This window comes from Brotocaccenecus cirricatena (assembly GCF_020687045.1).
GTDB classification, from domain to species: Bacteria; Bacillota; Clostridia; order Oscillospirales; family Oscillospiraceae; genus Vescimonas; species Vescimonas cirricatena.
In genome coordinates this window covers 1-23,776 of record NZ_JAJEPW010000024.1, presented here as the reverse complement: position 1 = coordinate 23,776, position 23,776 = coordinate 1, and the positions used below count along the sequence as shown (strand labels likewise).

Annotated in this window: 27 protein-coding genes and 4 pseudogenes; 27 read left to right on the top strand and 4 right to left on the bottom strand. The window is 51.4% G+C overall.

Translation table 11 applies throughout. From position 1 onward, the window contains the following. The first annotated feature begins 40 nt into the window (after positions 1–40). From LKD37_RS09205 to LKD37_RS09115, 19 genes and pseudogenes are all read left to right on the top strand, one after another. Positions 41–1,900: a DNA cytosine methyltransferase gene (locus tag LKD37_RS09205; RefSeq protein WP_069432225.1), complete on the top strand. Its 1,860-nt coding sequence runs from the start codon at positions 41–43 to the stop codon at positions 1,898–1,900. A 111-nt stretch (positions 1,901–2,011) separates the two neighbouring features. Then, a complete protein-coding gene (locus tag LKD37_RS09200) occupies positions 2,012–2,638 on the top strand; it encodes a hypothetical protein (RefSeq protein ID WP_302928947.1) in 627 nt (208 codons plus the stop codon). Between the two features lie 17 nt (positions 2,639–2,655). Continuing rightward, a complete protein-coding gene (locus LKD37_RS09195; RefSeq protein ID WP_069432263.1) occupies positions 2,656–2,928 on the top strand; it encodes a hypothetical protein in 273 nt (90 codons plus the stop codon). A 7-nt stretch (positions 2,929–2,935) separates the two neighbouring features. Beyond that, positions 2,936–3,523, top strand: coding sequence for a hypothetical protein (locus tag LKD37_RS09190; RefSeq protein ID WP_069432227.1), 588 nt, complete (start codon positions 2,936–2,938; stop codon positions 3,521–3,523). 170 nt (positions 3,524–3,693) lie between these two features. After that, positions 3,694–5,472 (top strand): VirB4 family type IV secretion system protein, encoded by a 1,779-nt coding sequence (locus LKD37_RS09185; protein ID WP_081338368.1) that lies wholly within the window; start codon positions 3,694–3,696, stop codon positions 5,470–5,472. After that, on the top strand, positions 5,469–6,275 hold the full coding sequence (locus LKD37_RS09180; RefSeq protein ID WP_069432229.1) for an adenine nucleotide alpha hydrolase family protein: 807 nt from the start codon (positions 5,469–5,471) through the stop codon (positions 6,273–6,275). The genes LKD37_RS09185 and LKD37_RS09180 overlap by 4 nt, the downstream gene beginning before the upstream one ends. A gap of 13 nt (positions 6,276–6,288) precedes the next feature. Then, positions 6,289–7,683 carry a hypothetical protein gene (locus LKD37_RS09175; RefSeq protein WP_069432230.1) on the top strand — a complete coding sequence of 465 codons (1,395 nt, stop codon included), beginning with the start codon at positions 6,289–6,291 and terminating at the stop codon, positions 7,681–7,683. Continuing rightward, a complete protein-coding gene (locus LKD37_RS09170; RefSeq protein ID WP_302928946.1) occupies positions 7,676–8,209 on the top strand; it encodes a hypothetical protein in 534 nt (177 codons plus the stop codon). The genes LKD37_RS09175 and LKD37_RS09170 overlap by 8 nt, the downstream gene beginning before the upstream one ends. 408 nt (positions 8,210–8,617) lie before the next feature. Then, the gene (locus LKD37_RS09165) at positions 8,618–9,523 is read left to right on the top strand and encodes a DUF6017 domain-containing protein (RefSeq protein ID WP_003529199.1); all 906 of its coding nucleotides are present in this window, start codon (positions 8,618–8,620) and stop codon (positions 9,521–9,523) included. Positions 9,524–9,542: 19 nt separating this feature from the next. Further along, positions 9,543–9,761, top strand: coding sequence for a DUF5348 domain-containing protein (locus LKD37_RS09160; RefSeq protein ID WP_002610290.1), 219 nt, complete (start codon positions 9,543–9,545; stop codon positions 9,759–9,761). Between the two features lie 82 nt (positions 9,762–9,843). After that, positions 9,844–10,320, top strand: coding sequence for a PcfB family protein (locus LKD37_RS09155; RefSeq protein WP_055224705.1), 477 nt, complete (start codon positions 9,844–9,846; stop codon positions 10,318–10,320). Continuing rightward, the gene (locus tag LKD37_RS09150; RefSeq protein WP_302928942.1) at positions 10,317–12,104 is read left to right on the top strand and encodes a VirD4-like conjugal transfer protein, CD1115 family; all 1,788 of its coding nucleotides are present in this window, start codon (positions 10,317–10,319) and stop codon (positions 12,102–12,104) included. Before LKD37_RS09155 ends, LKD37_RS09150 begins: the two co-directional genes overlap by 4 nt. Further along, the gene (locus LKD37_RS09145) at positions 12,097–12,267 is read left to right on the top strand and encodes a hypothetical protein (protein WP_005932507.1); all 171 of its coding nucleotides are present in this window, start codon (positions 12,097–12,099) and stop codon (positions 12,265–12,267) included. The genes LKD37_RS09150 and LKD37_RS09145 overlap by 8 nt, the downstream gene beginning before the upstream one ends. Before the next feature lie 211 nt (positions 12,268–12,478). Beyond that, positions 12,479–12,607 (top strand): annotated as a pseudogene (locus LKD37_RS17595) (Maff2 family mobile element protein); the annotation flags it as partial. Positions 12,608–12,859: 252 nt separating this feature from the next. Beyond that, positions 12,860–13,372 (top strand): RNA polymerase sigma factor, encoded by a 513-nt coding sequence (locus LKD37_RS09135; RefSeq protein WP_003533443.1) that lies wholly within the window; start codon positions 12,860–12,862, stop codon positions 13,370–13,372. Beyond that, a complete protein-coding gene (locus LKD37_RS09130) occupies positions 13,365–14,069 on the top strand; it encodes a zf-HC2 domain-containing protein (RefSeq protein ID WP_009259848.1) in 705 nt (234 codons plus the stop codon). Before LKD37_RS09135 ends, LKD37_RS09130 begins: the two co-directional genes overlap by 8 nt. Before the next feature lie 116 nt (positions 14,070–14,185). Further along, complete coding sequence (locus LKD37_RS09125; protein ID WP_004853592.1) at positions 14,186–14,686, top strand: RNA polymerase sigma factor; 501 nt, start codon at positions 14,186–14,188, stop codon at positions 14,684–14,686. Then, positions 14,664–14,861, top strand: a complete 198-nt coding sequence (locus LKD37_RS09120) for a helix-turn-helix domain-containing protein (RefSeq protein ID WP_302928940.1) — start codon at positions 14,664–14,666, stop codon at positions 14,859–14,861. Before LKD37_RS09125 ends, LKD37_RS09120 begins: the two co-directional genes overlap by 23 nt. Before the next feature lie 42 nt (positions 14,862–14,903). Next, positions 14,904–15,329, top strand: coding sequence for a hypothetical protein (locus LKD37_RS09115; protein WP_006573565.1), 426 nt, complete (start codon positions 14,904–14,906; stop codon positions 15,327–15,329). On the opposite strand, the gene LKD37_RS09110 is transcribed toward LKD37_RS09115, so the two are convergent. Further along, positions 15,274–15,657 (bottom strand): hypothetical protein, encoded by a 384-nt coding sequence (locus LKD37_RS09110; RefSeq protein ID WP_227103581.1) that lies wholly within the window; start codon positions 15,655–15,657, stop codon positions 15,274–15,276. The two genes, LKD37_RS09115 and LKD37_RS09110, sit on opposite strands and share 56 nt — an antisense overlap. 112 nt (positions 15,658–15,769) lie before the next feature. Between LKD37_RS09110 and LKD37_RS09105 the strand changes: the two genes are divergently transcribed. From LKD37_RS09105 to LKD37_RS09070, 8 genes and pseudogenes are all read left to right on the top strand, one after another. Next, a complete protein-coding gene (locus LKD37_RS09105) occupies positions 15,770–16,168 on the top strand; it encodes a plasmid mobilization protein (RefSeq protein ID WP_040647222.1) in 399 nt (132 codons plus the stop codon). Next, positions 16,140–17,759: a relaxase/mobilization nuclease domain-containing protein gene (locus tag LKD37_RS09100; RefSeq protein WP_055221990.1), complete on the top strand. Its 1,620-nt coding sequence runs from the start codon at positions 16,140–16,142 to the stop codon at positions 17,757–17,759. The genes LKD37_RS09105 and LKD37_RS09100 overlap by 29 nt, the downstream gene beginning before the upstream one ends. Positions 17,760–17,933: 174 nt before the next feature. Next, positions 17,934–18,128, top strand: coding sequence for a hypothetical protein (locus tag LKD37_RS09095; RefSeq protein ID WP_006573562.1), 195 nt, complete (start codon positions 17,934–17,936; stop codon positions 18,126–18,128). Then, positions 18,118–18,858 (top strand): phage replisome organizer N-terminal domain-containing protein, encoded by a 741-nt coding sequence (locus tag LKD37_RS09090; protein ID WP_009259845.1) that lies wholly within the window; start codon positions 18,118–18,120, stop codon positions 18,856–18,858. The genes LKD37_RS09095 and LKD37_RS09090 overlap by 11 nt, the downstream gene beginning before the upstream one ends. Beyond that, positions 18,855–19,688 (top strand): annotated as a pseudogene (locus LKD37_RS09085) (ATP-binding protein); the annotation flags it as partial. The gene LKD37_RS09090 and the pseudogene LKD37_RS09085, both read left to right, overlap by 4 nt. A 129-nt stretch (positions 19,689–19,817) precedes the next feature. Continuing rightward, on the top strand, positions 19,818–20,009 hold the full coding sequence (locus LKD37_RS09080) for a transposon-encoded TnpW family protein (protein WP_005946147.1): 192 nt from the start codon (positions 19,818–19,820) through the stop codon (positions 20,007–20,009). A gap of 134 nt (positions 20,010–20,143) precedes the next feature. After that, positions 20,144–20,242: pseudogene (locus tag LKD37_RS17820) on the top strand (recombinase family protein); the annotation flags it as partial. Positions 20,243–20,381: 139 nt separating this feature from the next. After that, the gene (locus tag LKD37_RS09070) at positions 20,382–20,753 is read left to right on the top strand and encodes a TnpV protein (RefSeq protein ID WP_302928938.1); all 372 of its coding nucleotides are present in this window, start codon (positions 20,382–20,384) and stop codon (positions 20,751–20,753) included. 44 nt (positions 20,754–20,797) lie between these two features. On the opposite strand, the gene LKD37_RS09065 is transcribed toward LKD37_RS09070, so the two are convergent. From LKD37_RS09065 to LKD37_RS09055, 3 genes and pseudogenes are all read right to left on the bottom strand, one after another. After that, a complete protein-coding gene (locus LKD37_RS09065; protein ID WP_302928937.1) occupies positions 20,798–22,237 on the bottom strand; it encodes an ATP-binding protein in 1,440 nt (479 codons plus the stop codon). Continuing rightward, positions 22,227–23,147, bottom strand: a complete 921-nt coding sequence (locus LKD37_RS09060) for a hypothetical protein (protein ID WP_302928936.1) — start codon at positions 23,145–23,147, stop codon at positions 22,227–22,229. The genes LKD37_RS09065 and LKD37_RS09060 overlap by 11 nt, the downstream gene beginning before the upstream one ends. A 56-nt stretch (positions 23,148–23,203) precedes the next feature. Continuing rightward, a pseudogene (locus LKD37_RS09055) lies at positions 23,204–23,776 on the bottom strand (sigma-70 family RNA polymerase sigma factor); the annotation flags it as partial.

The window sequence follows — 23,776 nt, the reverse complement described above, 5'->3', positions numbered from 1 at the left end:
CCTTTAAAAAAAGCTAACTCTTGGGAGCCTCTTCGATGGGATCGGCGGGTTTCCCCTGGCTGGCCTTCACAACGGCATTGAGCCGGTATGGGCCAGTGAAATCGAAGCATTTCCCATTGAGGTGACCAGGGAACGGTTTCCCGGTATGCTCCATGTCGGGGACATCACAAAACTGAACGGCAATGAACTGCCCCCGGTGGATATCATCACCGGGGGTTCGCCATGTCAGGACCTGTCAGTCGCCGGCGCCAGAGCCGGCCTTGCCGGGGAACGCTCCGGGCTATTCATGGAGCAGGTCCGCATAGTGAAAGAAATGAGGGATGCAGATGAGCGACGTGGTAGAGCAGCTCACGCTGTTCGACCTCGATACATGGTCTGGGAAAATGTGCCCGGAGCCTTCAGTTCCGCGGGAGGCGAAGACTTCCGGGTTGTCCTGGAGGAAATTGTCCGAATTAAAGCTCGTACCGGTGCAGTGCCTCGACCTGACTCCGGGCGTTGGGAATCTGCTGGGGCAATCATACTGGGAGATCAATTCTCACTGGCTTGGCGAGTTATGGACGCTCAATACTGGGGTGTCGCCCAGCGCCGCAAAAGAATCTTCCTTGTCGCAGATTTTGCAGGGCGAAGTGCCCCACAAATATTATTTGAGCAGGACCGCCTGCTTGGGGATCCTGCGCAGAGCCAAGGCGAGAGGCAAAGAACTTCCGCCGCAGCTCAAGAGAGCATTAGAGATTCAAGCGGAAGCAGGGCAGAAAGAATAGATGGATCTGAGGTTTTCGCTTTCCACATCAATCAGCGGGAGGAAACCATTGATCTCAAAGGAGTATCCGGCGCATTGATGGCCACGACCAATATGCAGATGCAGACTTTTCTCGCTGAACCGATGGCCTTCGCTGCAAACCAGAGGGATGAGGTACGGGATCTGCACGATGTGGCCGCCGCCCTCGGCGCCCAGCCCGGAATGAAACAGCAGACCTTTGTGGCTGGAATCGTCAGTAAAGGAAACGGCGATTGCTTTCTGACTCCCGATTGCCACACCGCACTGACTGCCGGCGGAGGGCAGGCCGGACAAGGATATCCATGTATTTTTGCTGCTGGATTTTCTGCTGGCCAGGGTGCGGAAGCTGGTGGGATCGGCTATCAGGCAGAATGCGCTCCTACCCTGAAAGCCTCTGAAAGCGGCTCCAATATGGTGCCTTCCGTCCTATGCCTCAATGATCAGGGGGGCAGTGTGATGGACTGCAGTGAAGATGTGGCCGGTACGCTCCGGTCGCAGGAGCATGGGCATCAGCCGTTGGTATTAGCCACCCAGCAGGGTGGCGCAGAGATAGAGGTTGACCTCTGTCCGGCCATTACTGCTGCGGCAGGCACAAGCGGTAATAATCAACCTGTTCTCTTTGAAAACCACGGCATCGACTCCCGCTATACCGGACCGCACCCGGTTGCTCCCACCATGTCTGCCAGGTATGGGACCGGCGGAAACAACCTGCCATTGATTGCCCATGAACACACGGTATTCAGCCGCCAGCGAGTGGATGTCTTTCATCCGGACGAGGTGGTCAGCACCCAGAGCGCCCGGCAGCACAAGGATGCTACGGACCTTGTTATGGAAGTAGCCGGATTGGACTGCAGAAACGGCAATGAAAACGGGGATATCTGCGGTACGCTCCAGCATGGCACCAGCGGGAACTCTCTCAATTCCATTCATCCGGTACGCACCGGTCAGCTCATCCGCCGCCTGACGCCGATGGAGTGTGAGCGGCTCCAGGGCTTCCCAGATGGCTGGACCGATCTTCCGGGTGCGTCGGATTCAGCCCGATATAAAGCGTTGGGCAATAGTGTTGCGATCCCTTGTGTGGACTTTGTCCTGCGGGGGATCGCCTATTTTTTGAAGAAGTAATTGCTTGCGGATGAACGCATGGACCTCCTATATTTTCCGCTGGTCCATGCCGTAATCCCTCTCTGCTTCAATCCACCCGCATTGTAAATTCAAAAAAGGAGATCGGAGATCATGGAGAAACTCAAAAATCTATGCGGCCAGATCCCAGAGGAGCTGCACAACAAGGTGCGGACAGAGCAGGAGTCCCTTGGGCTGACGCTGGGCAAGTATTTGGAGCAGGTATTGACCGCACACTTTTCCGCTCCTGCCCCCGCCGTCCGCGGAGGCGACAGGACGCTGGCCTTCCAGGTGCCGGAGGTCCTTTTCCAGCGGGTCAAGCAGTATCTGGAGGCCCACAAGCCCCTCTCTCAAAAGGCATTTGTAGTGGGCCTGCTTGAAAATGCCCTAATCAAATGGGAGCGCGGCGAGGAAATCTCTTCCGGCATGAACACCATTGGAAAGGGCGAAAAGGAGCGCACATTGGCTGTGGTGGTTCCCTGTGAACTCTTTGAACGAGTAAAGGGCTGCCTTGCAGCCCACGGCTCCATGTCGCAGAGGGATTTTGTCCTTGGCTTGATCGAGCAGGAAGTAAGCGGATGGGAAAACCAGCAGGCTGTGGAGCAAGATGCGGTAATTCCGCAGGAAGAAACAGATGAAGCCCTTTCCAATGTGGGTGTTGTTCAGCAGATCTCTGAGGATGAGCCGTTGACCGAAGATTTGGAGGAGGAGTCCTCTGGCTTCTCTATGGTTATGATGTGATCGGTGGAGGTGTGAGCTTGTATATTTACCCTGACAATCTGAAATCCAAGGCCACGCTGTGGCTGTGGGAGCTGCGGGACATCGGCATTGTGGGGATTGGGTGCCTTATTTCTGTCTTCGCCCTTGCACAGCTTGGCTTCATCCTGCCAATCGTGTTCACGGCGGCTTATGCATTTCTCTCTATCCGCATTGAGGATACCAGCATCCTTGATTTTATCCGTTATGCGCTCCAGTTTTTCGTCCTGCGGCAGCAGACCTATGACTGGGGGATGCGCATCGAAGCGAGGTGAATGAACAATGAGCAGGAAAAAGAAAAATGCCGCACAGCAGCGGCAGACCAGCCGGGAGCTGATTGATATCCAGAAAATCACAGAGTATGGACTGCTCACCAGTCATGGAGAGCTGGTGTTTTTCAGTATAGAACCTACCAACCTCTCCGTCCACTCCCCGGAATCCATCGGCAGCCGGATCTATGCCCTGATGACTGTTCTCAAGGGGATGGCGGAAATTGAAATGCTGGCTCTCAATTCCAAGGAAAGTTTTGAGGATAATAAGCGCCACTACCGCCAGCTTCAGGAGCAGGAGCAGCTTCCAGTCATCCGCAGGCTGCTGGAGAGAGATATGATGGGGCTTGACCGGCTGCAGGTACAGATGGCAACTGCCCGAGAGTTTTTTGTCATCGTCCGGCTTAAAAATGAGAAGGATTCGGATATCCAGTCCTACCTCTCTCGACTCCAGAAAAATCTGGAGGATCAAGGCTTTAAGACGCGGCTGTCCAGCCCGGAGGAGCGCAAACGGATGCTTGGGGTCTATCTGGAGCAGAATGCGACTACCGAAAAATATGAGGATTACGACGGGGAACGCTGGGTCATCTTCAATGACTAAAGCACCCCGTTAACCAGACAAAATGGCCGTCAGGAGATATCTCCGGGCCATCTTTCATACCACGAATACCTCCTGTCGGCCGGACAGGAGGTATCACAGTTTTGGCAAAGAGCAGAAAGAATCATTTTGCGCAGACGCCTGCAGATGCGAAGATCAAAGATTTTCTTGATATGGTGTCCCCCTCGGTCATCCAGTTCAATGTGGACCATTACCTGTGCGGGAACACTTACCGATGCGTCTGGGCGCTGCGGGAATATCCTACCGCCACGGATGAGCAGGCCATCCTGCGGCATCTGGGAGAAAAGGATGGCATCACCCTGCGTATCTACACCCGACAGGTGACCCCGGCCGAGGAGAAGCGCATCATCCACAACGCCGCCAACAAGCACCGGATGAGCCGCTCCTCCACCGATGACCTGCAGCAGACGGTAACTGCGGAGAGCAACCTGCAGGATGTGGTCACTCTGGTTTCCGCCATGCACCGGAACCGGGAGCCGCTCCTCCACTGCGCCGTATATCTGGAGCTGACTGCCCAGAGCTATGACCAGCTCAAACTCCTGCAGACAGAGGTGCTCACTGAACTGGTGCGCTCTAAGCTGAATGTGGACCGGCTCATGCTCCGCCAGCAGCAGGGCTTTGTATCAGTCATGCCCAGCGGCCACAATGCATTCGGCTCTCAGTTTGAACGGGTGCTTCCGGCCTCCTCAGTAGCCAACCTCTATCCATTCAACTACAGCGGCAAGACCGATCCCCAGGGCTTTTACATCGGCAAGGATAAATACGGCGCCAATGTCATCGTGGATTTTGATAAGCGGGATGATGATAAGACCTCAGCCAACATCCTCATTCTGGGTAACTCCGGCCAGGGAAAAAGTTACCTGATGAAGCTCCTGCTCCTCAATCTGCTGGAGGCCGGGAAATCCGCCATCAGCCTGGATGTGGAGCATGAGCAGAAGGATATGTGCGAGGCGGTGGGCGGCTGCTTCCTGGATCTGATGAGTGGACAGTACCGGATCAACCCGCTGGAACCCAAATGTTGGGACGCCGGCGGCAGCCCGGAGGACATGGACGCCCCCGCCGCCTTCCGTCAGTCCACACGGCTGTCCCAGCACATCAGTTTTCTGCGGGACTTTTTCCGCTCCTACAAGAGCTTCACCGACCGCCAGATCGATGTTATCGAAATCATGGTGGGCAGGCTTTACGAAAGATGGCGCATCAGCGACAGCACCGATTTCAGCCGCCTGACCCCGGAGGATTATCCCATCCTCTCTGACCTGTACGCGCTCATCGAGCAGGAGTACAGGAATTTTGATGAGGGAAAGTATCAACTCTACACCGCCGCCATTCTGCAGGAAATTTTGTTGGGTCTTCACTCCATGTGCAAGGGGGCGGAGAGCAAGTTTTTCAACGGCCACACCAATGTGACCTCCTCCCGCTTTGTGGTATTCGGTGTCAAAGGACTCCTGCAGGCCAGTAAGAATGTTCGAAGCGCCATGCTCTTCAATGTCCTGTCCTATCTCAGCGACAAGCTGCTGACTGAGGGCAATACAGTGGCGGCACTGGACGAGCTGTATATCTGGCTGTCGGACAATGTAGCTGTGGGCACTACGATTATTGAGTATATCCGCAACTGCCTCAAGCGCGTCCGCAAAAAGGAATCTGCCATGCTGCTGGCTTCGCAGAATCTGGAGGACTTCAACCAGGAGGGAATCCGGGAGCTGACCAAACCTCTCTTCGCGATCCCACCCCATCAGTTCCTGTTCAATGCCGGCGCTGTGGATAAAAAGTTCTACATGGAGGCCCTGCAGCTGGAGGAGTCGGAGTACAACCTCATCCGTTTCCCCCAGCGGGGCGTCTGTCTCTACCGCTGCGGAAATGAACGGTATCTGCTGGAGGTCCACGCCCCTGCATATAAGGAGGCGCTGTTCGGGAAGGCAGGCGGACGATGAATGTGGTGGGATATGGCGGAGGGACAGACAGCACCGCCATGTTGATTGGCCTGTGGAAAAACCATATCCCGGTAGACCTCATTTTATTTGCGGATCCCGGCGGCGAGCAGCCGCACACCTATGCGTATCTGGAAATCATGGATCGCTGGCTGAAAGAGCACGATATGCCACCCATTACCCGCGTCTGGTATCAGGAGAAAAGTGGGCAAAGGCTCACTCTGGAACAGGAGTGCCTCCGCTCCGGGACGCTTCCGTCCATTGCCTATGGCCGGAAAAGCTGCTCTCTCAAACACAAGGTGGCCCCACAGGAGCGGTTTTGCAACCAATACCAGCCCTGCCTGGATACATGGACAAGAGGAGAAAAGGTGGTCAAATTTATTGGGTATGATGCCGGAGAGGAACGCCGCAGACAGGGGGCGGTAGCCCATGATCTGCTGGATAAAAAATATCAGAAGCAATATCCCCTGATGGATTGGGGCTGGCGGCGCACAGACTGTATTCAGGCAATTCAAAGCGCAGGGCTGCCTCTCCCCGGAAAATCATCGTGCTTTTTCTGCCCCTCCATGAAGCGGCGGGAGATCCGGACGCTGTATCACAGATATCCGGATCTGCTGGCCAGAGCTTTGGCTATCGAGGAGACGGCAATGCCGAATCTTATCTCTGTAAAAGGATTGGGGCGAGACTGGGCATGGCGGGATTTTATCACTGCGGACGAAAACCAAATGGTGATCCCCGGCGCGTTTTCCGATGAGGACCTGCCCTGTGCCTGCCGGCTTGAATCTGAGAAACCTGAACTGCCATAGAAAAGAGGATGCCATGAAAATCATTGAAACAGAACGCTGGGTACCCAGCAAAGAGGACCCCAGCAGAAGTGAATACATTGGTCAGCGCACCGGCCAGGAGGTCTTTGAGGAGCTGCGGCAACAGCTCGAGAACATGGGTTGCCTACCTGACGAATATTTCCTGCTGGATCAGCGGTGGGAGAACGGACGGGAGATTCCCGAGGGCGCAGATATCTTCTGCACCACCGATTATGGTGCGAGTGAGGGTATTTATTTGGATGTGTACCTGAAATGGTATGAGGATGGGAATCCTGTTACCAAGGGCTTTATCACCGGAAAGACTTTGGGCGAGAGCGGTGATGATCTGGACAGGATGTTCCTTATCTCCTCCGCTATTACAAAGGCTTTCCATGGAGATGGGGCAAGCCATGCCAGATATATTCGTCTTGGGGAAAGCCAGATTCCAGCCAGTGGGGTCTTCCACCTTAGTTTGGAGGAGCAGAAAACTATCATTGACGCCCTCATCACACAACATGAAAAGTATCTGGGGCTGATTGCAAACACAGAAAGTCTCCTGCGCCGTATGACCGGAGGCATCACCCAGTACATTGACCAGATGGGGCGCCTCCCCCTCCAGATCAACAACTATGACCAGATAACGCTGGCAGTGCGGGACGGAAATCTCGATGCCTTCAAGAGCTTGCTTACGCAAGTGCTGGAGTATAGTGACGACCTTCTCACCCAAACTGCTGGTCGGTCCGGTGAGGTTGGCAGCAAGATGATGATCCTCCTCATGGCTGCCTGTGACCACTTCGGCAGCGAATCCTATCTACTGGCTTCAAAGCTTGCGGTGAAAACCGGAGATGTGGAGCGCCTGCGTTTTCTGATGGATCAGGCAGAAACCTACACTCTGGAGATGGAGCCGGGTTTCGTGGGCAGGATGATCCGGGATGCATATTCCTTGAATCCTTATATCGGCAGAGAAATGATGGATCACGCCACCAATGAGCAGATCGCCGCCGCACCTGCGGAACTGATGCTGGCTGCGGCCTATAATCGGGATAGCCGCGCCGCATTTACTCTGGCCAGGAAGGGCATTGACATCACAGGCCGGGCCAGCGAGGTCATCCGGCAATATGCCCAGCGTGGTGACGCATGGGAACTGGAACAGCTAATCAAAGATGGAATGAAAATTCAGCCCACCAATCTGTCTGCCCTCAAAGCCTGCGTTCAGTCTGATCTGCTGGGATCCGCCAAGCTCCTGTTGGAAAAAGGCACTGACTATGAGAAGTTCCTGTCCTGGGCGAAAACTATCGGGTATGAGCTCCCCGCTGTAGCAGCGGCGGAATTGTCTGAGTACTGGGAGCAGCTGGATCCCGGACGGACACAAGGCCAGGATCCAGGGATGGGAGGAATGAGCCTTGGCTGATCCTGCAACTCTGGCGATGTTGGCAAAAGCAGCGGCGGCAGTTCTGAGCAGTGAAAAGGCCCGGAAAACTATCGGTTGGGTCATAGTGGCTATTTTTTCCCCTATCATCGTACTGCTGGTGCTTCTCTGTTCTCTGCTCTCCGGTACTGCTGAACACAATACTACGGCACTGGAACTCTGTTTCCACGGCGGGGTGATCTCCGCCTCTGTACCCGAGGATTACCGAGGGCATATCGAGAATATGCGGGATAGTTTTTTCGTTCTGGATGGCGGTGCCGCAGAGTTGGATGGACAGATGGAGAATGGCGACAGCCTTGACCGGACCAGGGTCAAGGCCATTTTTTATGCTCTTTACTTCGGCGAGGAGCAGCCCAGCCAGCGAGCGCACAAGCAGTATCTGGACTGTTTCGTAACCTATGAGGAGCGCACCCGCACCGTCACTGAGGCGGATGACGCCGGCAACGAGGTCGAGGTGGAGGAAACCTACACAGTGGCGGTACCCATCCGCGACCTCTCTGTTGTCTGATAGAAAAATTTTGATTATCCCGAAAAACCCTTGAAATACAAGCACATTCGCAGGATTTCAGATTGATTTTACTACCAATTTACTACTTTTAACGGATTGCGCCTTGATATGCCGGAACATCTTGCGAGCATGAAACAACCCAATACAAACGCGACGCACTGGCGGCGCGGCACGTCGGCAATCACACAATTTCATATAGCACCGCACTGGCGGCGTTACCTTATCCCAACCGGGAAACAAGGAACGCCGCTATTTTTTTACCCTCATGTTACGCAGTAGGGGCAAAAAGAGTCTTGCTACACAAGGCTTTGCGGGTACGGTTTTCACAGGGTAAGGGATTGATACCTAAACCCTTAAAATCGCTGTTCTACCGCGTAACAAATATGCAGCAAAGGAGTTGATGAAGCTATGGCAGTTTTCCGCGTGGAGAGAAACACAGGATATACGGTTATGAGCAACCACCATTTACGCAACAAAGAACTTTCCCTAAAGGCAAAAGGGCTGTTATCGCAAATGCTGTCCTTGCCGGAGGATTGGGACTATACCCTTGCGGGACTGTCCTATATCAACCGGGAAAAAATCGACGCTATCCGCGAAGCTGTCCGGGAGCTTGAAAGAGCCGGATATATTCAGCGTTCAAGGGAGCGCGACGAGAAAGGACGCTTGCGGGGAACTGATTACATCATCTATGAGCAGCCGCCTAACTTGGATTTACCTACATTGGAAAATCCAACATTGGGAAATCCAACATTGGAAAATCCTACGCAGGAAAAACCTACGTTGGAAAATCCAATGCAATTAAATAAAGATATACAAAAGACTGACTTACCAAAAAAAGAAAAATCAAATACGGATTTATCAAGTAACCATTCCATTCCTATCCTTTCCCCTAACCCCTCTCCTTTGAGGGAAGAAACGGCAGAGCCGGAACGGAAAGGAACGGAAGCGGCAGACGCATACAGCGTGTATGAGGAAATCATCAAGGACAATATCGAGTATGAGCATTTTATCAAGCATACCAACATTGACAGGGAACGCTTGGACGAGATTGTGTCCCTTATCCTTGAAACTGTCTGCACCAAACGAAAGACAATTCGTATCGCCGGGGACGATTATCCGGCAGAGCTTGTCAAAGCAAAGTTTATGAAGCTGAACAGCAGCCACATTGAATTTGTCTTTGACTGCATGAAAGAGAACACCACGAAAATCCGTAACATCAAGCAATATCTGAAAGCGGTACTTTTCAACGCGCCCAACACCATTGACAGCTATTACACCGCCCTTGTCAACCACGATATGTACGGCGGCTATTAAAAAACAGGAGGATTTTAATATGACACAGAAAACAGGAGCTTTGATTTTTGATGAAACGGCAGACCGTTACGACATTCGCTTTGACCTTAACGACTACTACGGAGGATTGCATTGTGGGGATTGCCTTGAAGTGTTTGTACGCGGCAAATGGAAGCCGACCCGCATGGAGTACGGGGACAACTGGTATCTTGTCGGTGTGAGGGCTTCGGATTTGAACGGGCTGCGGGTGCGTATCTAAAGGCGGCATGAAAAATGTACGCCTTATTTTTATGCCCCGAAGCGGCACACCACCCTAACCAAACTATGAAAGGAGGGATTTCATGCAAGATGAAGTCAATGAAAAAGTCGTGTCTTTAGCAATCAAAACATCTAAGCTGACCGCCGAAGTGCTGCAAAAGGCTATGAAAGCCCTGCTTGCCAAAGGCAAAGGGCAGCTAACCAAAGCCCCGCATGGGAAAATCACTATGCGGCAGCTTATGAAGCAGGGAGAAAAGGTTTCCAACATTGAGATTACCGACCAAAATATCAAAGCCTTTGACCCTATCGCAAGGAAAAGCGGGCTTGATTACAACGTCAAGAAGATTGAGAACGGCAAGCCGCCGACCTATCTTGTGTCTTTTAAGGGCAAGGATATTGACGTTATGACCGAAGCGTTCCGGGAATTTACCGCAAAGAAATTAGGCAGGGATAAAAAGCCCTCTATCCGCAAGCTGCTTTCCACTCTGAAAGACAAGGCGGCAGCTCTGAACGCACAGAGGGACAAAGTGAAGAAAAAGGACAGGGAGGTATCGCTATGAAGCCGGAACTTAAAAAGCTGCTTATCCTAAATGCCCCCTATCTGCTCTTTGTCTATCTCTTTGACAAAATCGGACAAGCGGTACGCCTTGCGCCGGGGGCTGACCTTTCCGGCAAGGTGCTTTCCCTTGCAGACGGCTTTTCCGCTGCCTTTGCAACCCCGCTTCCGAGCCTTGCCCCTATGGATTTGCTTATCGGTATTGTGGGGGCTGTCCTTATCCGGCTTATGGTGTACTTCAAAGGCAAGAACGCGAAGAAATACCGAAAAGGTATCGAATACGGTTCAGCCCGTTGGGGCAACGCCGAAGATATAAAGCCCTATACCGACCCGGTATTTCAAAATAACGTGCTTCTGACACAGACGGAACGGCTTACCATGAACAGCCGCCCGAAGCAGCCGAAGTATGCAAGGAATAAAAATATCCTTGTTATCGGGGGAAGCGGCAGCGGCAAGACGAGATTTTTTGTGAAGCCCAACTTAATGCAAATGCACTCAAGCTACGTTGTAACTGACCCGAAAGGTACGGTTTTAGTCGAGTGTGGGAAGCTCTTACAGCGCGGCGGGTATCGGATAAAGGTGCTGAACACGATAAATTTTAAGAAATCCATGCGTTATAATCCCTTTGCCTATATCCGCAGCGAAAAAGACATTTTGAAACTGGTAAATACCTTGATTGCCAACACCAAAGGGGACGGGGAAAAAGCCGGGGAGGATTTTTGGGTAAAATCGGAACGGCTCTTTTACTGCGCCCTTATCGGCTACATTTGGTACGAAGCCCCGGAGGAAGAAAAGAACTTCACGACGCTGCTTGAAATGATAAATGCCAGTGAAGCCCGCGAGGACGACCCGGAATTTCAGTCCCCCGTTGACCTCATGTTTGAACGGTTGGAGGAAAAAGACCCGGAACACTTTGCCGTCCGGCAGTACAAGAAATTCCTGTTATCTGCGGGAAAGACACGAAGCTCTATTCTCATTTCCTGCGGTGCGCGGCTTGCCCCTTTTGACATTAAGGAGCTGCGCGACCTTATGGAAACCGACGAAATGGAGCTTGACACCATAGGCGACCGCAAGACCGCCCTGTTTGTTATCATCAGCGACACCGACGATACTTTTAACTTTGTCGTGAGTATTCTTTACACGCAGCTTTTCAATCTGCTTTGCGACAAGGCAGATGATGAATACGGCGGCAGGCTGCCCGTCCATGTGCGCTGTCTGTTAGACGAGTTTGCAAATATCGGGCAGATACCGAAGTTTGAAAAGCTCATAGCCACCATACGAAGCCGGGAAATCTCCGCGTCGATTATCTTACAGTCGCAAAGCCAGTTAAAGGCAATCTATAAGGACAACGCCGATACCATAGTCGGCAACTGCGACACCACCCTTTTCTTGGGCGGCAAGGAGAAAACCACCCTCAAAGAAATGTCGGAAATCTTGGGGAAAGAAACCATTGACAGCTTCAACACTTCCGAGAACCGGGGGCGCGAGGTATCGCATGGGCTGAACTATCAGAAGTTAGGCAAGCAGCTTATGACGGAAGATGAAATAGCGGTTATGGACGGCGGGAAATGTATTTTACAGCTACGAGGGGTGCGCCCGTTCTTCTCTGATAAGTACGACATTACAAAGCACCCCAACTATAAATATCTTTCCGACTATGACAAGAAAAATACTTTTGATATGGAAAAGCACCTACGGCGCAGACCTGCCCTTGTAAAGTCGGACGAACCCTTTGACTATTACGAAATCAGCGAAGCAGATTTGCAGGAGGACACCGCCCATGAATAGACGTATCCGAAAGAAAAAGGACAAGAAAATCACAGAAGCCATAAACGGGCTTATTTCCATTGCCGAGTGGCAGGAAAGACAGCGGCAGGCAGCTATCCAGCAGTTTGTAAAACGGTGTGAAGCCCTGTATGAGCAGCAACGAAAGGAGGAATTGACGCAGTAACAAAGAAAAATACAACTTACAGGATACGCGCCCCTACAAAAATTCCTATCGCTCACCCCAACAACTGAATACCGCCGCGCGGCAGACACATAGGCAGCGCGGGGAAACCGCCGAAATCCGGCGGGCTTATGACCGCGGCAGTTTGAAAACTGACCGCCGTTTTTTATGCCCTTTTACGGGGCAAGCCGCATTTACGGCAGAAAGGAGCTTTATGGAATTTTTTAACTCTGCTATCGACGTATTACAGACCCTTGTTATCGCACTGGGCGCAGGCTTAGGCATTTGGGGCGTCATCAATCTCTTAGAGGGATATGGAAACGACAATCCGGGTGCAAATGCTCATGTACGGTAGAGAAGCACAAGACATGGATAGCCAGCCCTGCCACTATTCCGAAGTCAGGGGAACGCAATAGAAAAATTCATAGCTGTATGCTATACTTAATTAGCATTTGAACATATCAAGCTGACACAGCAATCTCTTTGCTTGCCGTTAATGTGCGTCTACCAACAGTCCGCAGAAAGCAAGAGTAGCGTAAAGGTATAAAAATTTCAAACTTCTTTGTAACGAAATTCCGATTTCTCCGTCTAACCTATGAAGCTGAAGGAGGTGATGACAAGTATGGACTATGAAAAGCTCTATAAAGCCTACTATTTACAGGTATACTCGTATACTATTTCTCTTGCCAAAAATCGTGAGATAGCAGAGGAAATCACGCAGAACACATTCTATAAGGCTGTTTCTACAACATCACAATTCAAAGGTAAGTCAGATGAATTGACATGGCTCTGCTCCATAGCAAAAAATCTTTACCATGATGAAATGCGAAGCCGTCAGCGAGTAGCTGATGTGAGTGAAATCAATGACTTGCCATCAAATGAAAATGTTGAGAACTCAGTTGCAGATTCTGACATGGCGTTCCGCATACACCTCGTTCTTCACCGTTTGGAAGAACCATACAAAGAAGTCTTTCAGCTTCGCGTATTCGGGGAACTATCTTTTTCACAAATCGCTGCAATTTTTGGAAAAACAGAATCATGGGCGAGAGTTACTTATCATCGTGCAAAGCTAAAAATTCAAGAAAGGATGGATGAAAAGCATGAGTAAACAATGCGATATTGTTCGAGATATTCTTCCGCTGTATGTTGACGGTGCTTGCAGCGAAGCAAGCGCAGAGATGGTAAAAGAGCATTTGAACGCCTGTGCTGATTGTAACGCAATTTATCAGAAATTGCTTTCTCACACGAGCGAAGATGTTCTTCACGAAGAAAGCGAAAGCGTTATTATGCGCCATGAGGCAAAAGAAAAGCAGAGGGGCAGGAAAAAGATAACGATTGCTGTTCTCGTTTCCATCGCTCTTTGTACCATTGCAATTTTTACAGCTCTCTTTCTGTTACCTATAAACATTGCTTATGAGCCTGTCAAAATCGACTTCCCATTTGAGGTTGAAGATGTCGAAAGCGTTGAAATGTACCACTATGACGGAGTGCCTGCATCAGCAGAAAAGAAAGTAGTTGTTGCTGAAAATGATATAAAGACCCTGTATGATAAGTTCAAGGACTTATCCTTAAAAGACAAAACAACTGAGGAAACTGCCGGAGCAGATGTGACCAGCTTTAGATTTAACCTCTCAGATGGAACAAGCTACGATTTGATTTACGCCTGCTATGGAGTTAAAAACGGCGAATTGAAGTCAGAAGCAGGCGGTTTTAAGTATTTCACAAGTGCGGATATTGGCTCTTATTGGAACAATTTGAATACGGACCTTGAAGCAATTCCTATCAATGAGAGTGAATTGCCGTGAGCAGATAGCAAACCCAGCCGAGCCTGTCAACGGTCAAGATGAACGGCGCAAATGCGCCGCCGTTGACAGCCCCGCCCGTCTTTGCTGTTCGGTAATCAAGAGGGCGACAGCACAAGATGCTGCCGCCCTCTGCCATTATTCAGAAAGGGGGATTTTCCATGACCGAACACGAAAAGTATCAAGAACATATCCGGCATACACACGATGCCTTTTGCAAGACTGTTATTCGCCACGCTGCCATAGACGCAGCCCGGAGCATACGGAGCCGCCGCAAGCGGGAAATCTCGCTTGAATATCTGATAGAAGAAAAACACTATCCATTCAGTACCACAGATAAATACTTTGCGGAGCAATCCGGCATGACCAGCTATCCGCTTTTCGTCTGTGGTCAGATGGTGCTTTTGGAAAGCCCAGAGCTTGCCGCAGCCCTGTCCGCACTATCACAGATGGAACAGGAAATCATTTTCTTGTACTACTTCCAACGATTGACGCATAGGGAGATTGGACGGAGATATGGACGGGCTGGCAACACAACCGGGCGGCGTATTCAGATGATTTTACGGCGGCTACGGGCAGAGTTGGAGGGTTTGTCCTATGAGCCAGCTACTTCCCTATGAGACAATCGTTAAGGCAAGCGAGGGCGACCCGGAAGCTGTTGCCGCCGTCCTATCCCATTATGCGGGATGTATCCGCTCTTGTGCGAAAATGGACGGACAGATTAACACGGATATGCAGGAGCATATCGTCAGGCAACTGATAGAAAGCCTGTTGAAGTTCCACTTTGACCGCTAAACAGAAAAGTTGTATAATTAGAGCCTAACAAATTAAACTTCAATGAGGGTAGAGCAAATGGAACAGATTATCAATTATAGAGACATACCCACAGATAAAAGGATTGACATATTAAATGCTCTTGAGCGAATAGGTTTTTTTCCGGCATACGGCGGCGTGAAAACAATGCAGCAAATTATGGAAAAGTCAGTTCCAGGTTCAGGCCCACAATTCTATTTCGTTTTCCGTGAAAATGAGTTGATAGGGTACAATTTTCTCATTGGGGACACTAAGAAATATAAAGCGTTCCCATGGCTTGCTATTAGCAATATGGATGAGCAGAAGTTGACTGTTTGTGAAGAAATGATGAAAATACAAATTGCCTTTTTTGAAAAACTCGGAATGCAAAAGATAGCAGATCATTGCGTTAGGATTATGGAAGATTACAGAAAAGGAATTGGAAAGCAGAAAGAAAGCGATTGCAGATAAATTCCATTTGAAAAACGGCTGACAATTTAATACCGCCGCCCATCACAGCGGCAGATAAGCAGTAAATCTTGAAAAGGTTTACTGCTTTTTTTGCGCCCATTTTCAAAAATCTTTGGCAAACCACACCGCCGGATTGTTGTAGGGAGCAGACAGGTAAAACAAAAAAATTTCCGCTGCGTTTGCCAAAACGCCCCCTTTTCACCGTTGTAGTGGTGAACAGCGGGCAGAACACGCCGCCGCAATCGCTATATTGGTGGAGCAAGCCAGTATATCCGCAAACCAGAGCCGCCGAGGAAAGCGGTAGTTTTTTAGAGCAAGATTCTACCACGGTGCCAAAATCCGCATATCTGCGGTTTTGCCCCCTTTGGTAAATCTTGTTGGGGAGTGCCTTCCCCAAACCCTGCTCATGCGCCCTGTCGGGCGAGAAAGGAGGTCAACGCTTGAAGAAAAAATACAACACGCCCCACCGCTGCCATGTGGTCAAAACCCGCATGACCGAGGAAGAATACGCCGACTTTACCGAGCGGCTGAAACACTATGACATGAGCCAAGCCGAATTTATCCGGCAAGCCATTACACGGGCGACCATTCGCCCCATCGTTACCGTTTCCCCGGTCAATGATGAACTGTTGTCCGCCGTTGGCAGGCTGACCGCCGAATACGGAAAAATCGGTGGCAACCTCAATCAGATTGCCCGCGCCCTCAACGAGTACGGCACACCATACAACGCCCTGTCCGTTGAAGTCCGCGCCGCCATTTCTGACCTTGCTGCCTTGAAGTTTGAAGTCCTGCGAAAGGTAGGTGACGCTGTTGGCAACATTCAAACATATCAGCTCTAAAAATGCGGACTATGGCGCAGCCGAGCAGTACCTCACCTTTGAACATGACGAGTTTACCATGAAGCCCACCCTTGATGAAAACGGGCGGCTCATGCTCAGGGAGGACTATCGAATAGCCACGCTGAACTGCGGCGACGAGGATTTTGCCGTTGCCTGTATGCGCTCCAATCTCCGCTATGGGAAGAACCAGAAGCGGGAAGATGTAAAAAGCCACCACTACATTATCAGCTTTGACCCACGGGACGCGGTGGACAACGGTTTGACCGTAGACCGGGCGCAGGCGTTGGGCGAGGAATTTTGCCGGAAGCAGTTTCCCGGACACCAAGCCATTGTCTGCACCCACCCGGACGGACACAACCACAGCGGCAATATCCATGTGCATATCGTTATCAATTCTCTGCGGATAGAGGAAGTTCCGTTCCTGCCTTACATGGACAGACCGGCAGACACCCGCGCCGGGTGCAAACACCGCTGCACAGACGCGACGATGGAATACTTCAAAGCCGAAGTCATGGAGCTGTGCCACCGGGAAAATCTCTATCAAATCGACCTTTTGCATGGCAGCAAAAACCGCATTACCGAGCGTGAGTATTGGGCGCAGCGGAAAGGGCAGGCAAAGCTGGACAAGGAAGCTGCCGCCTTGCCAGCCGAGGAGCAGCCAGCCAAGCCCACGAAGTTTGAAACAGACAAGGAAAAATTGCGGCAGGCCATACGCACCGCGCTGTCCTCTGCCGCAAGCTATGGCGAGTTCACCGCCGTTCTCTTGCAACAGGGCGTGACTGTCAAGGAGAGCCGAGGGCGGCTATCCTACCTCACGCCGGACAGGACAAAGCCCATTACCGCCCGCAAGCTGGGAGATGATTTTGACCGCGCTGCCGTTCTTGCCCTTTTGGAACAGAATGCCCACAGAGCCGCCGAGCAGACCGCAACCGTACCCGAATACCCCCGCAACATAAGGGAGCGTTTGCAGGGTAAAAAAGCTGTCCAAACCACCCCGGAAAAGGACGGTATTCAGCGCATGGTTGACCGGGCGGCAAAACGAGCGGAGGGAAAAGGCGTGGGCTATGACCGCTGGGCGGCAGTCCACAATCTGAAACAAATGGCGGCTACCGTTGCCGCCTACGGGCAGTACGGCTATTCGCCGGAGGAGCTGAACGCAGCCCTTGTATCCACCAATGCGGATTTACAGGACAGCACCGCCAAGCTGAAAGCCCTAGACGCTGCTATCCGGGAGAAAAAGGAGCTTCAGACACAGGTGCTTGCCTATGCCAAGACCAAGCCTGCCCGTGACGGTCTGAAAGCGCAGAAAACGGAAAAAGCCCGCAGCGCCTACCGGGAACGGCACGAAAGCGATTTTATCATAGCGGACGCAGCCACCCGTTATTTTCGGGCGCATGGCGTTTCCAAGCTGCCAAGCCATAAAGCCCTGCAAGCGGAAATCGAGCAGCTTACCGCCGAAAAGAACGCCCATTACAACGAATACCGGGAGAAAAAAGCCCGTGTCAAGGAGCTGCATACCGTGAAAAGCAATCTTTCTCAAATCCTGCAAGGCGAGAAAGACAGAGAGAAAAAGCACAAACATGAGCGTTAAAAACCGCCCCGAAACGATACCAAAACGGGGATATGCCCTGCACCCTATCCGCAATACTGCCCACCTTTGAAACGGGGCGCACAGCGCAGGAAATCCCCGAAAATGACACCGAGAAACTACATTTTTACCGACCTATCCGCTTATACCAGCGGAAACGGCAGAAAGGAGCGAGAAATGCCACGCATGAGCAAAAAGCGGCGGTTGGAATGGAGCTTTTTCCTCAACCACCGAAACCGTATTACCTACAATGACCTTTGCCGGGGCTGCACACACGGCTGCAAGCAGAGCTTCCGGGCGATTATCGTCCTCTGCCCCCGGTATTTCTCTAAGAGATGGAAACACAGGGAGGACACCGCCAATGGCAGATAACCGCAAATATTACTACCTCAAACTGAAAGAAAACTTCTTCGACAGCGATTCCATTGTGCTGTTAGAGGACATGAAAGACGGGATTTTGTATTCCAATATCCTCTTGAAGCTGTACTTAAAATCGCTGAAAAATGGCGGCAGATTACAGCTTGACGAGCATATCCCCTATACCGCCCAGATGATAGCCACGCTGACCCGTCACCAAATCGGGACGGTGGAACGGGCGTTAGCCATCTTCCAGCAGTTAGGGCTTGTGGAGCAGCTTGACTGCGGGCTGCTTTATATGACCGACATTGAGCTGATGATCGGTCAATCCTCTACCGAAGCGGAACGGAAACGCGCCGCAAGGCTTGAAAACAAGGCGCTTTTGCCGCCGCGGACAAATGGCGGACATTTGTCCGACATTCGTCCACCAGAGATAGAGATAAAGAAAGAGATAGATATAGAGTTAGAAAAAGAGGGAGAGTTAAAGGGACAAGCCCCCGCCCGCCGCTATGGCAGATACAACAATGTTTTTCTTTCCGATACGGAACTGGACGAGCTGAAAGCGGAACTGCCCGACAAATGGGAGTATTATATTGACCGCTTATCTACTCATATAGCGTCCAAAGGAACGAAATACCGTAGCCATGCAGCCACGATATACAAGTGGGCGCAGGAGGACGAAGCCAAGAAACCGCCGAAAAAAGGCATACCCGATTACACCTTTAAGGAGGGCGAGAGTTTATGACTGAACTTTTTACCGATACCGTTTTGAATATGATGACTACTACCGCAGAGCCGGAGGACTACACAGGCGAGGACGGGCTGCTTTACTGCGGCAAGTGCCGCACCCCGAAAGAAGCCTACTTCCCGGAAAAGCAAGCCGCCCCGTTTGGGCGTGACCGCCACCCGGCAGAATGTGACTGCCAGAAAGCCAAGCGTTTGGAGCGTGAAACCGCCGAACAGCGCAGAAAGCACCTTGATACCGTGGAGGACTTGAAACGCCAGGGATTTACCAATCCCACCATGCAGGAATGGACTTTCGCCAATGACAACGGGAAATGCCCGCAAATGGAGATTGCACACTTCTATGTGGAGCATTGGGAAATCATGCGCGAGGAAAATATCGGCTATCTGCTATGGGGCAAGGTCGGCACAGGAAAAAGCTATTTTGCCGGGTGTATCGCTAATGCCCTCATGGAGCAGGAAGTCGCTGTCCGCATGACGAATTTTTCTGCGATTTTGAATGACCTGACCGCCAGCTTTGGGGGGCGCAACGAGTATATCGAGCGTCTTTGCCGATTTCCTCTGCTTATCATTGATGATTTTGGAATGGAGCGCGGCACAGAGTACGGTTTAGAACAGGTCTACAATGTGATTGACAGCCGCTACCGCAGCCGCAAGCCCCTAATCGTCACCACCAATCTGACATTGGACAGCCTGCAAAATCCGCTGGACACCGCCCATGCCCGGATTTATGACCGCCTTTTGGAAATGTGCGCCCCTATCCTCTTTACGGGTGAGAACTTTCGCCGGGAAACGGCGCAAGCCAAGCTGAACAGGCTGAAAAAGCTAATGGGGGCCCCACAAAGCCGTAAGGCTTTGCGGGGAGAGGAGGAGCAAGGAAATGAGCGTAGTTTTCCGCTCCAGCGGGAAACGGAGCCGAATGGACTTTGCGACGACGAGATGAAATGAAAGGAGTTGCCTATGGCAGAGAACAAGCAGAACACCACCCCGGAACGCCGCCCGGACTGCGTGACAGAGATCCGCATGGGCAACACCGTCCTTGTCGTTTCCGGCTTTTTCAAGAAAGATACCACCGACACCGCAGCCGATAAGATGATGAAAGTGCTGGAGGCGGAAGCCGCCGCAGGACACAAAGCCCAGCTTTCGCCTTAACGCTACAAGCCGCACAGAAAAATCGTCATTTTACCGGGCGGTAAAGAAGCAGAAGCCGCTATACAGACAGCCGCCCCATGTGGTATAATCGAAATACGGAATAGTGGGGCTGGCTGTCGGAAACGGAGGATTTTATGTTAAGACAGACCACCCAGAAAATCACTGCCCTTTATCCAAGACTATCCCATGAGGACGAGCTGCAAGGCGAGAGCAATTCCATTTCCAACCAAGAGTTACTATGTAGAGGGTGGTTTCTCCCACCTAATACATATGACTGCGGCTCATTTGTGGTGAATGGAACAGCAGTTGTAGGAAAGGAGCAGAATAATCCTTATAACCGCTGCAAATCAACACAAAAAGGAGCTGATTCTTATGAAATCTCTATTTGAGAAAATGGGTGGCACTTACCGTCAGGAGGGTGATTATCTTATCCCGAACCTTGCGCTGCCGGATGAACCGGAATACCAGATCGGCAAGTACGGGCGTATGCGCCGTAGCTATCTGAAAGAACATCGTCCAGTTCTCTACGCAAACCTGCTCACAAGCGGAACGCTGCATTGGCACCTTGTCGAGATCGACCAAGCTTGCAATGAGCGTATGGAAATCATCGTTCCTGCAATGGCGAAGCAGGAAGGCGTGACAGAAACTCTGAAAGCCGCCGACCAAATGGAATGGGTGCGCCGCATGAACAGCATCCGCAGCCGTGCGGAGGAAATCGTACTGACCGAGCTTGTATATGAATGACAAATGCCCGTTATTGGCTGTATGGCCGATAACGGGCATTATCTTTATTCTTTTGGTGCTATAAACTTATATTTACCCTTTCCAAAGCCGCTGACAGGCTCGATCAAATCCGCATTTTTCAGTTTTGTAATGAGATTGCCTGCGGCAGTAACAGAATCCTTTGTGATAGTAGCGATATCGGAGCGACCAAAGACACCATCAACGCCCATATTTGCAAATACCGCTTTTGCCTTTGCAATCGTACCTTGGCTTGCGTTCAGCCGGTCAATCGCAACCTCAATCGCAATATTTTCGTCCTCAATCGTAACCTTGCTTGCAGTTGCCACTGTTCCATAATTTAGATTATAGAGCGTAACTTGAAAAGAACTGGCATCTGAATAGAATTTAGGCTCCAGTTCGTCACGGTAATTGTGAGCGGCGCGGTAGGTTTCCGTGATTTTCTTAAAGCCGCTGCCTTGCCGCTCCATATAGCCCAGCCGTCCGAAAATATCTGCAAGGACAGGGTTGCGGCGCGTGGAGGAAATGCTGGACAGATCACGCTCCTGTATCCGTGTGCCGTCTGCCATACCGCCGGGAGAATATATGGTAAGGCGGTCATCGTAAATGTCGATGTGGACTTCGCTGCCCAAAATCAGATAGTCACGATGGATCAGTGCATTGACAAGCGCCTCAAAAACGCTTCGTTCGCAGTAGTCGGGCATCTCAACACGGGAATCGGCGGTTTTCTTCCAGCGCGTTTTCATATTCCGCTTGACAAAGCTGACGCCCTCATTGAGCAGAATGATCAGGCTGCCGGAGAATTCCGCACTGTCAAGTGCATCTACCATGCCGCCGCTTTTATCAAGGCCGTTCCAGCGTGTGCAGAACAGGCGGGAATGTCGGATGGGAGAATCATCCGCAAGCAAAGCGCCTGCATTGGTCAGCTTGCCGTGTTCGTCCCGCATATCGAAGGAATCGAACAGCTTTTCTTCCATGCTGTTGCCCGTCCAAGCCTTATACCGTTCGCGTAGCTTGGAAAAAGCGTAATCCTTGAAATCATACTCGGAAATTAGCTCGTCATAGGTGCGGTGCATCCCTTTGAGAATCAGCTGATTCAGCGCATAGGACGGGGCGATCACGCTTTCATTGCCCATTCGGATATAGGCTTCCATGATACCGTCCGCTTTATAGTAATACGGCGTAGACCGTCCGGACGATACGGACAGGACAAGGATGTCCTTACCATTTTCTCGTTCAGGAGCAAGGACAAAACTCGGATAGGGCGTGATTCGCTCTTTGATCAGACGGCTGATCGTCTCCGCATCGGTCTGCGCATCTGACAAGCCTATCACGTTTCTGTCATCATCAATCCCGAAAAACAGCGTGCCGCCGATGCCGTTTGCAAAGGCACTGACGCTTTTGAGCCAGCTTTTCGGCTTCTTTACCTCCAGCGCGACCTTGAAATCACATTCGGTCGCTTCTGCGATCCAGCGGTCAATCATCATTCTCACCGTCCTGTCCCTTATTTTTTCCTCTGCTCTTATAGACATTATACTGATTCTTGCACCGGGGGCTGCAAAATGCGGAATTGGCCCGGCTGCCGAGGAACACCTTCTGGCAGTGCTTGCACAGCCGCAGAGGCTTCTCTCCATCCACCAGCAGGAAGCTGAACATCATCTGCACGCCCAACAACAGGGAGTGGAAGTCCCAATAGATGGTCGGCTTGTCCAGCAGCTCAATATGATAGCTGGGCGCAATGCCGCCGAAGGCAGCCATGCCCTTGCGGTATAGATTCCGGGTGTCCTCATCGATCAGGTCATAATCGTTATAATACAGAATGGAAGTGGTCAGCGTAAAGGCCCAGTCCTTGAACTGCTGTGCCACCCATTCATACGGTTCAGCGTACTCCCGCTGGAAGCTCATGGTTTTCGCCATGGGTTCATCTGCAAAGGTCATGGTCAGCGCCACCATCGTGCGGTCACCGGACACGCTCCAGCTGGACTCAATGCCCTTCTTGACCACATCCAGCTGGTCAAAGGGATAGAACAACGCCAGATAGTCCTCGGTTTCCATGGATTCTGCCTTGATGAAATGGTTTTTCGGCAGATACACCTTCTCATAGTCCATAAAGGACGGCGTGGTGGGCAGCGCCGTCATCAGACCCAGCAAACCGTAATGGGTCACAAACTCCAGAATAGCCTTCTGCACCTCGTCCTCCGGACTGCGGTTCATCATCAGCATTCCCACATTCAGCGCATCCAGCACGATTCCCGGCGCTTCCTTCAAGGGATTATAGATGTCGGGTTTGGCATTCTTCCCCGGCGTGATATACCGCTTTCCGTCTGCGGCAGTTTTCAGTTCATAGCGGTCATACCGCACCCAATGGGAACGGGACTGCTCAAAGAGATTCTTCATGGCACTGTTCCTCTCGACTCGTAATCCAACTATATATTAACTATATTACTATTGTATCAACCGTCCTTGGCTCCGTCAAGGATGGTTTTCTTTTTCCTCGGAGGCGTTTTGTTCTCCGGGCGAATTACCGCATTCTTGCCCATGGTTTGCAGCAGCTCTCCAAATACACGGAAAAACTCCTGTTCCCGCAGCGTCAGGCTGCCGCCCGCCTCCTGTTTTTCCTGCAAATGCTGGCAGAACGCTCTTTGCAGCTTCTTGTGGATGGTGGTGCGCAGCTTGCGGATGTTCCGGTCAGATTGCCCTCGCAGCACTGCCAGTTTGGTGGCGCTATATAGCCGCAGGGAGAGAAAATACAGCACTTCCTTGTGCTCCTCGCTGAGATCACGAATCATATCGGAGATGAATTTGTCCGCCGTCAGCTCGTGCATCTCATACGGGCAATCAAAGAGAATGTCAAGAAAGAAGCCGCTGCAAAGCTGCCGATATTCGGGATCATTCATCCAAAGCGGCACGATTCTCGGTTCTGGCACAGCCTGAAACTCCAACGGAACTTCCCCGCGCAGGTTTTCGTGGTCACGCTCCCGGCGTTCCCGATTTCTGTCCAGCTTGTTCCACTCGTCTACCACAGT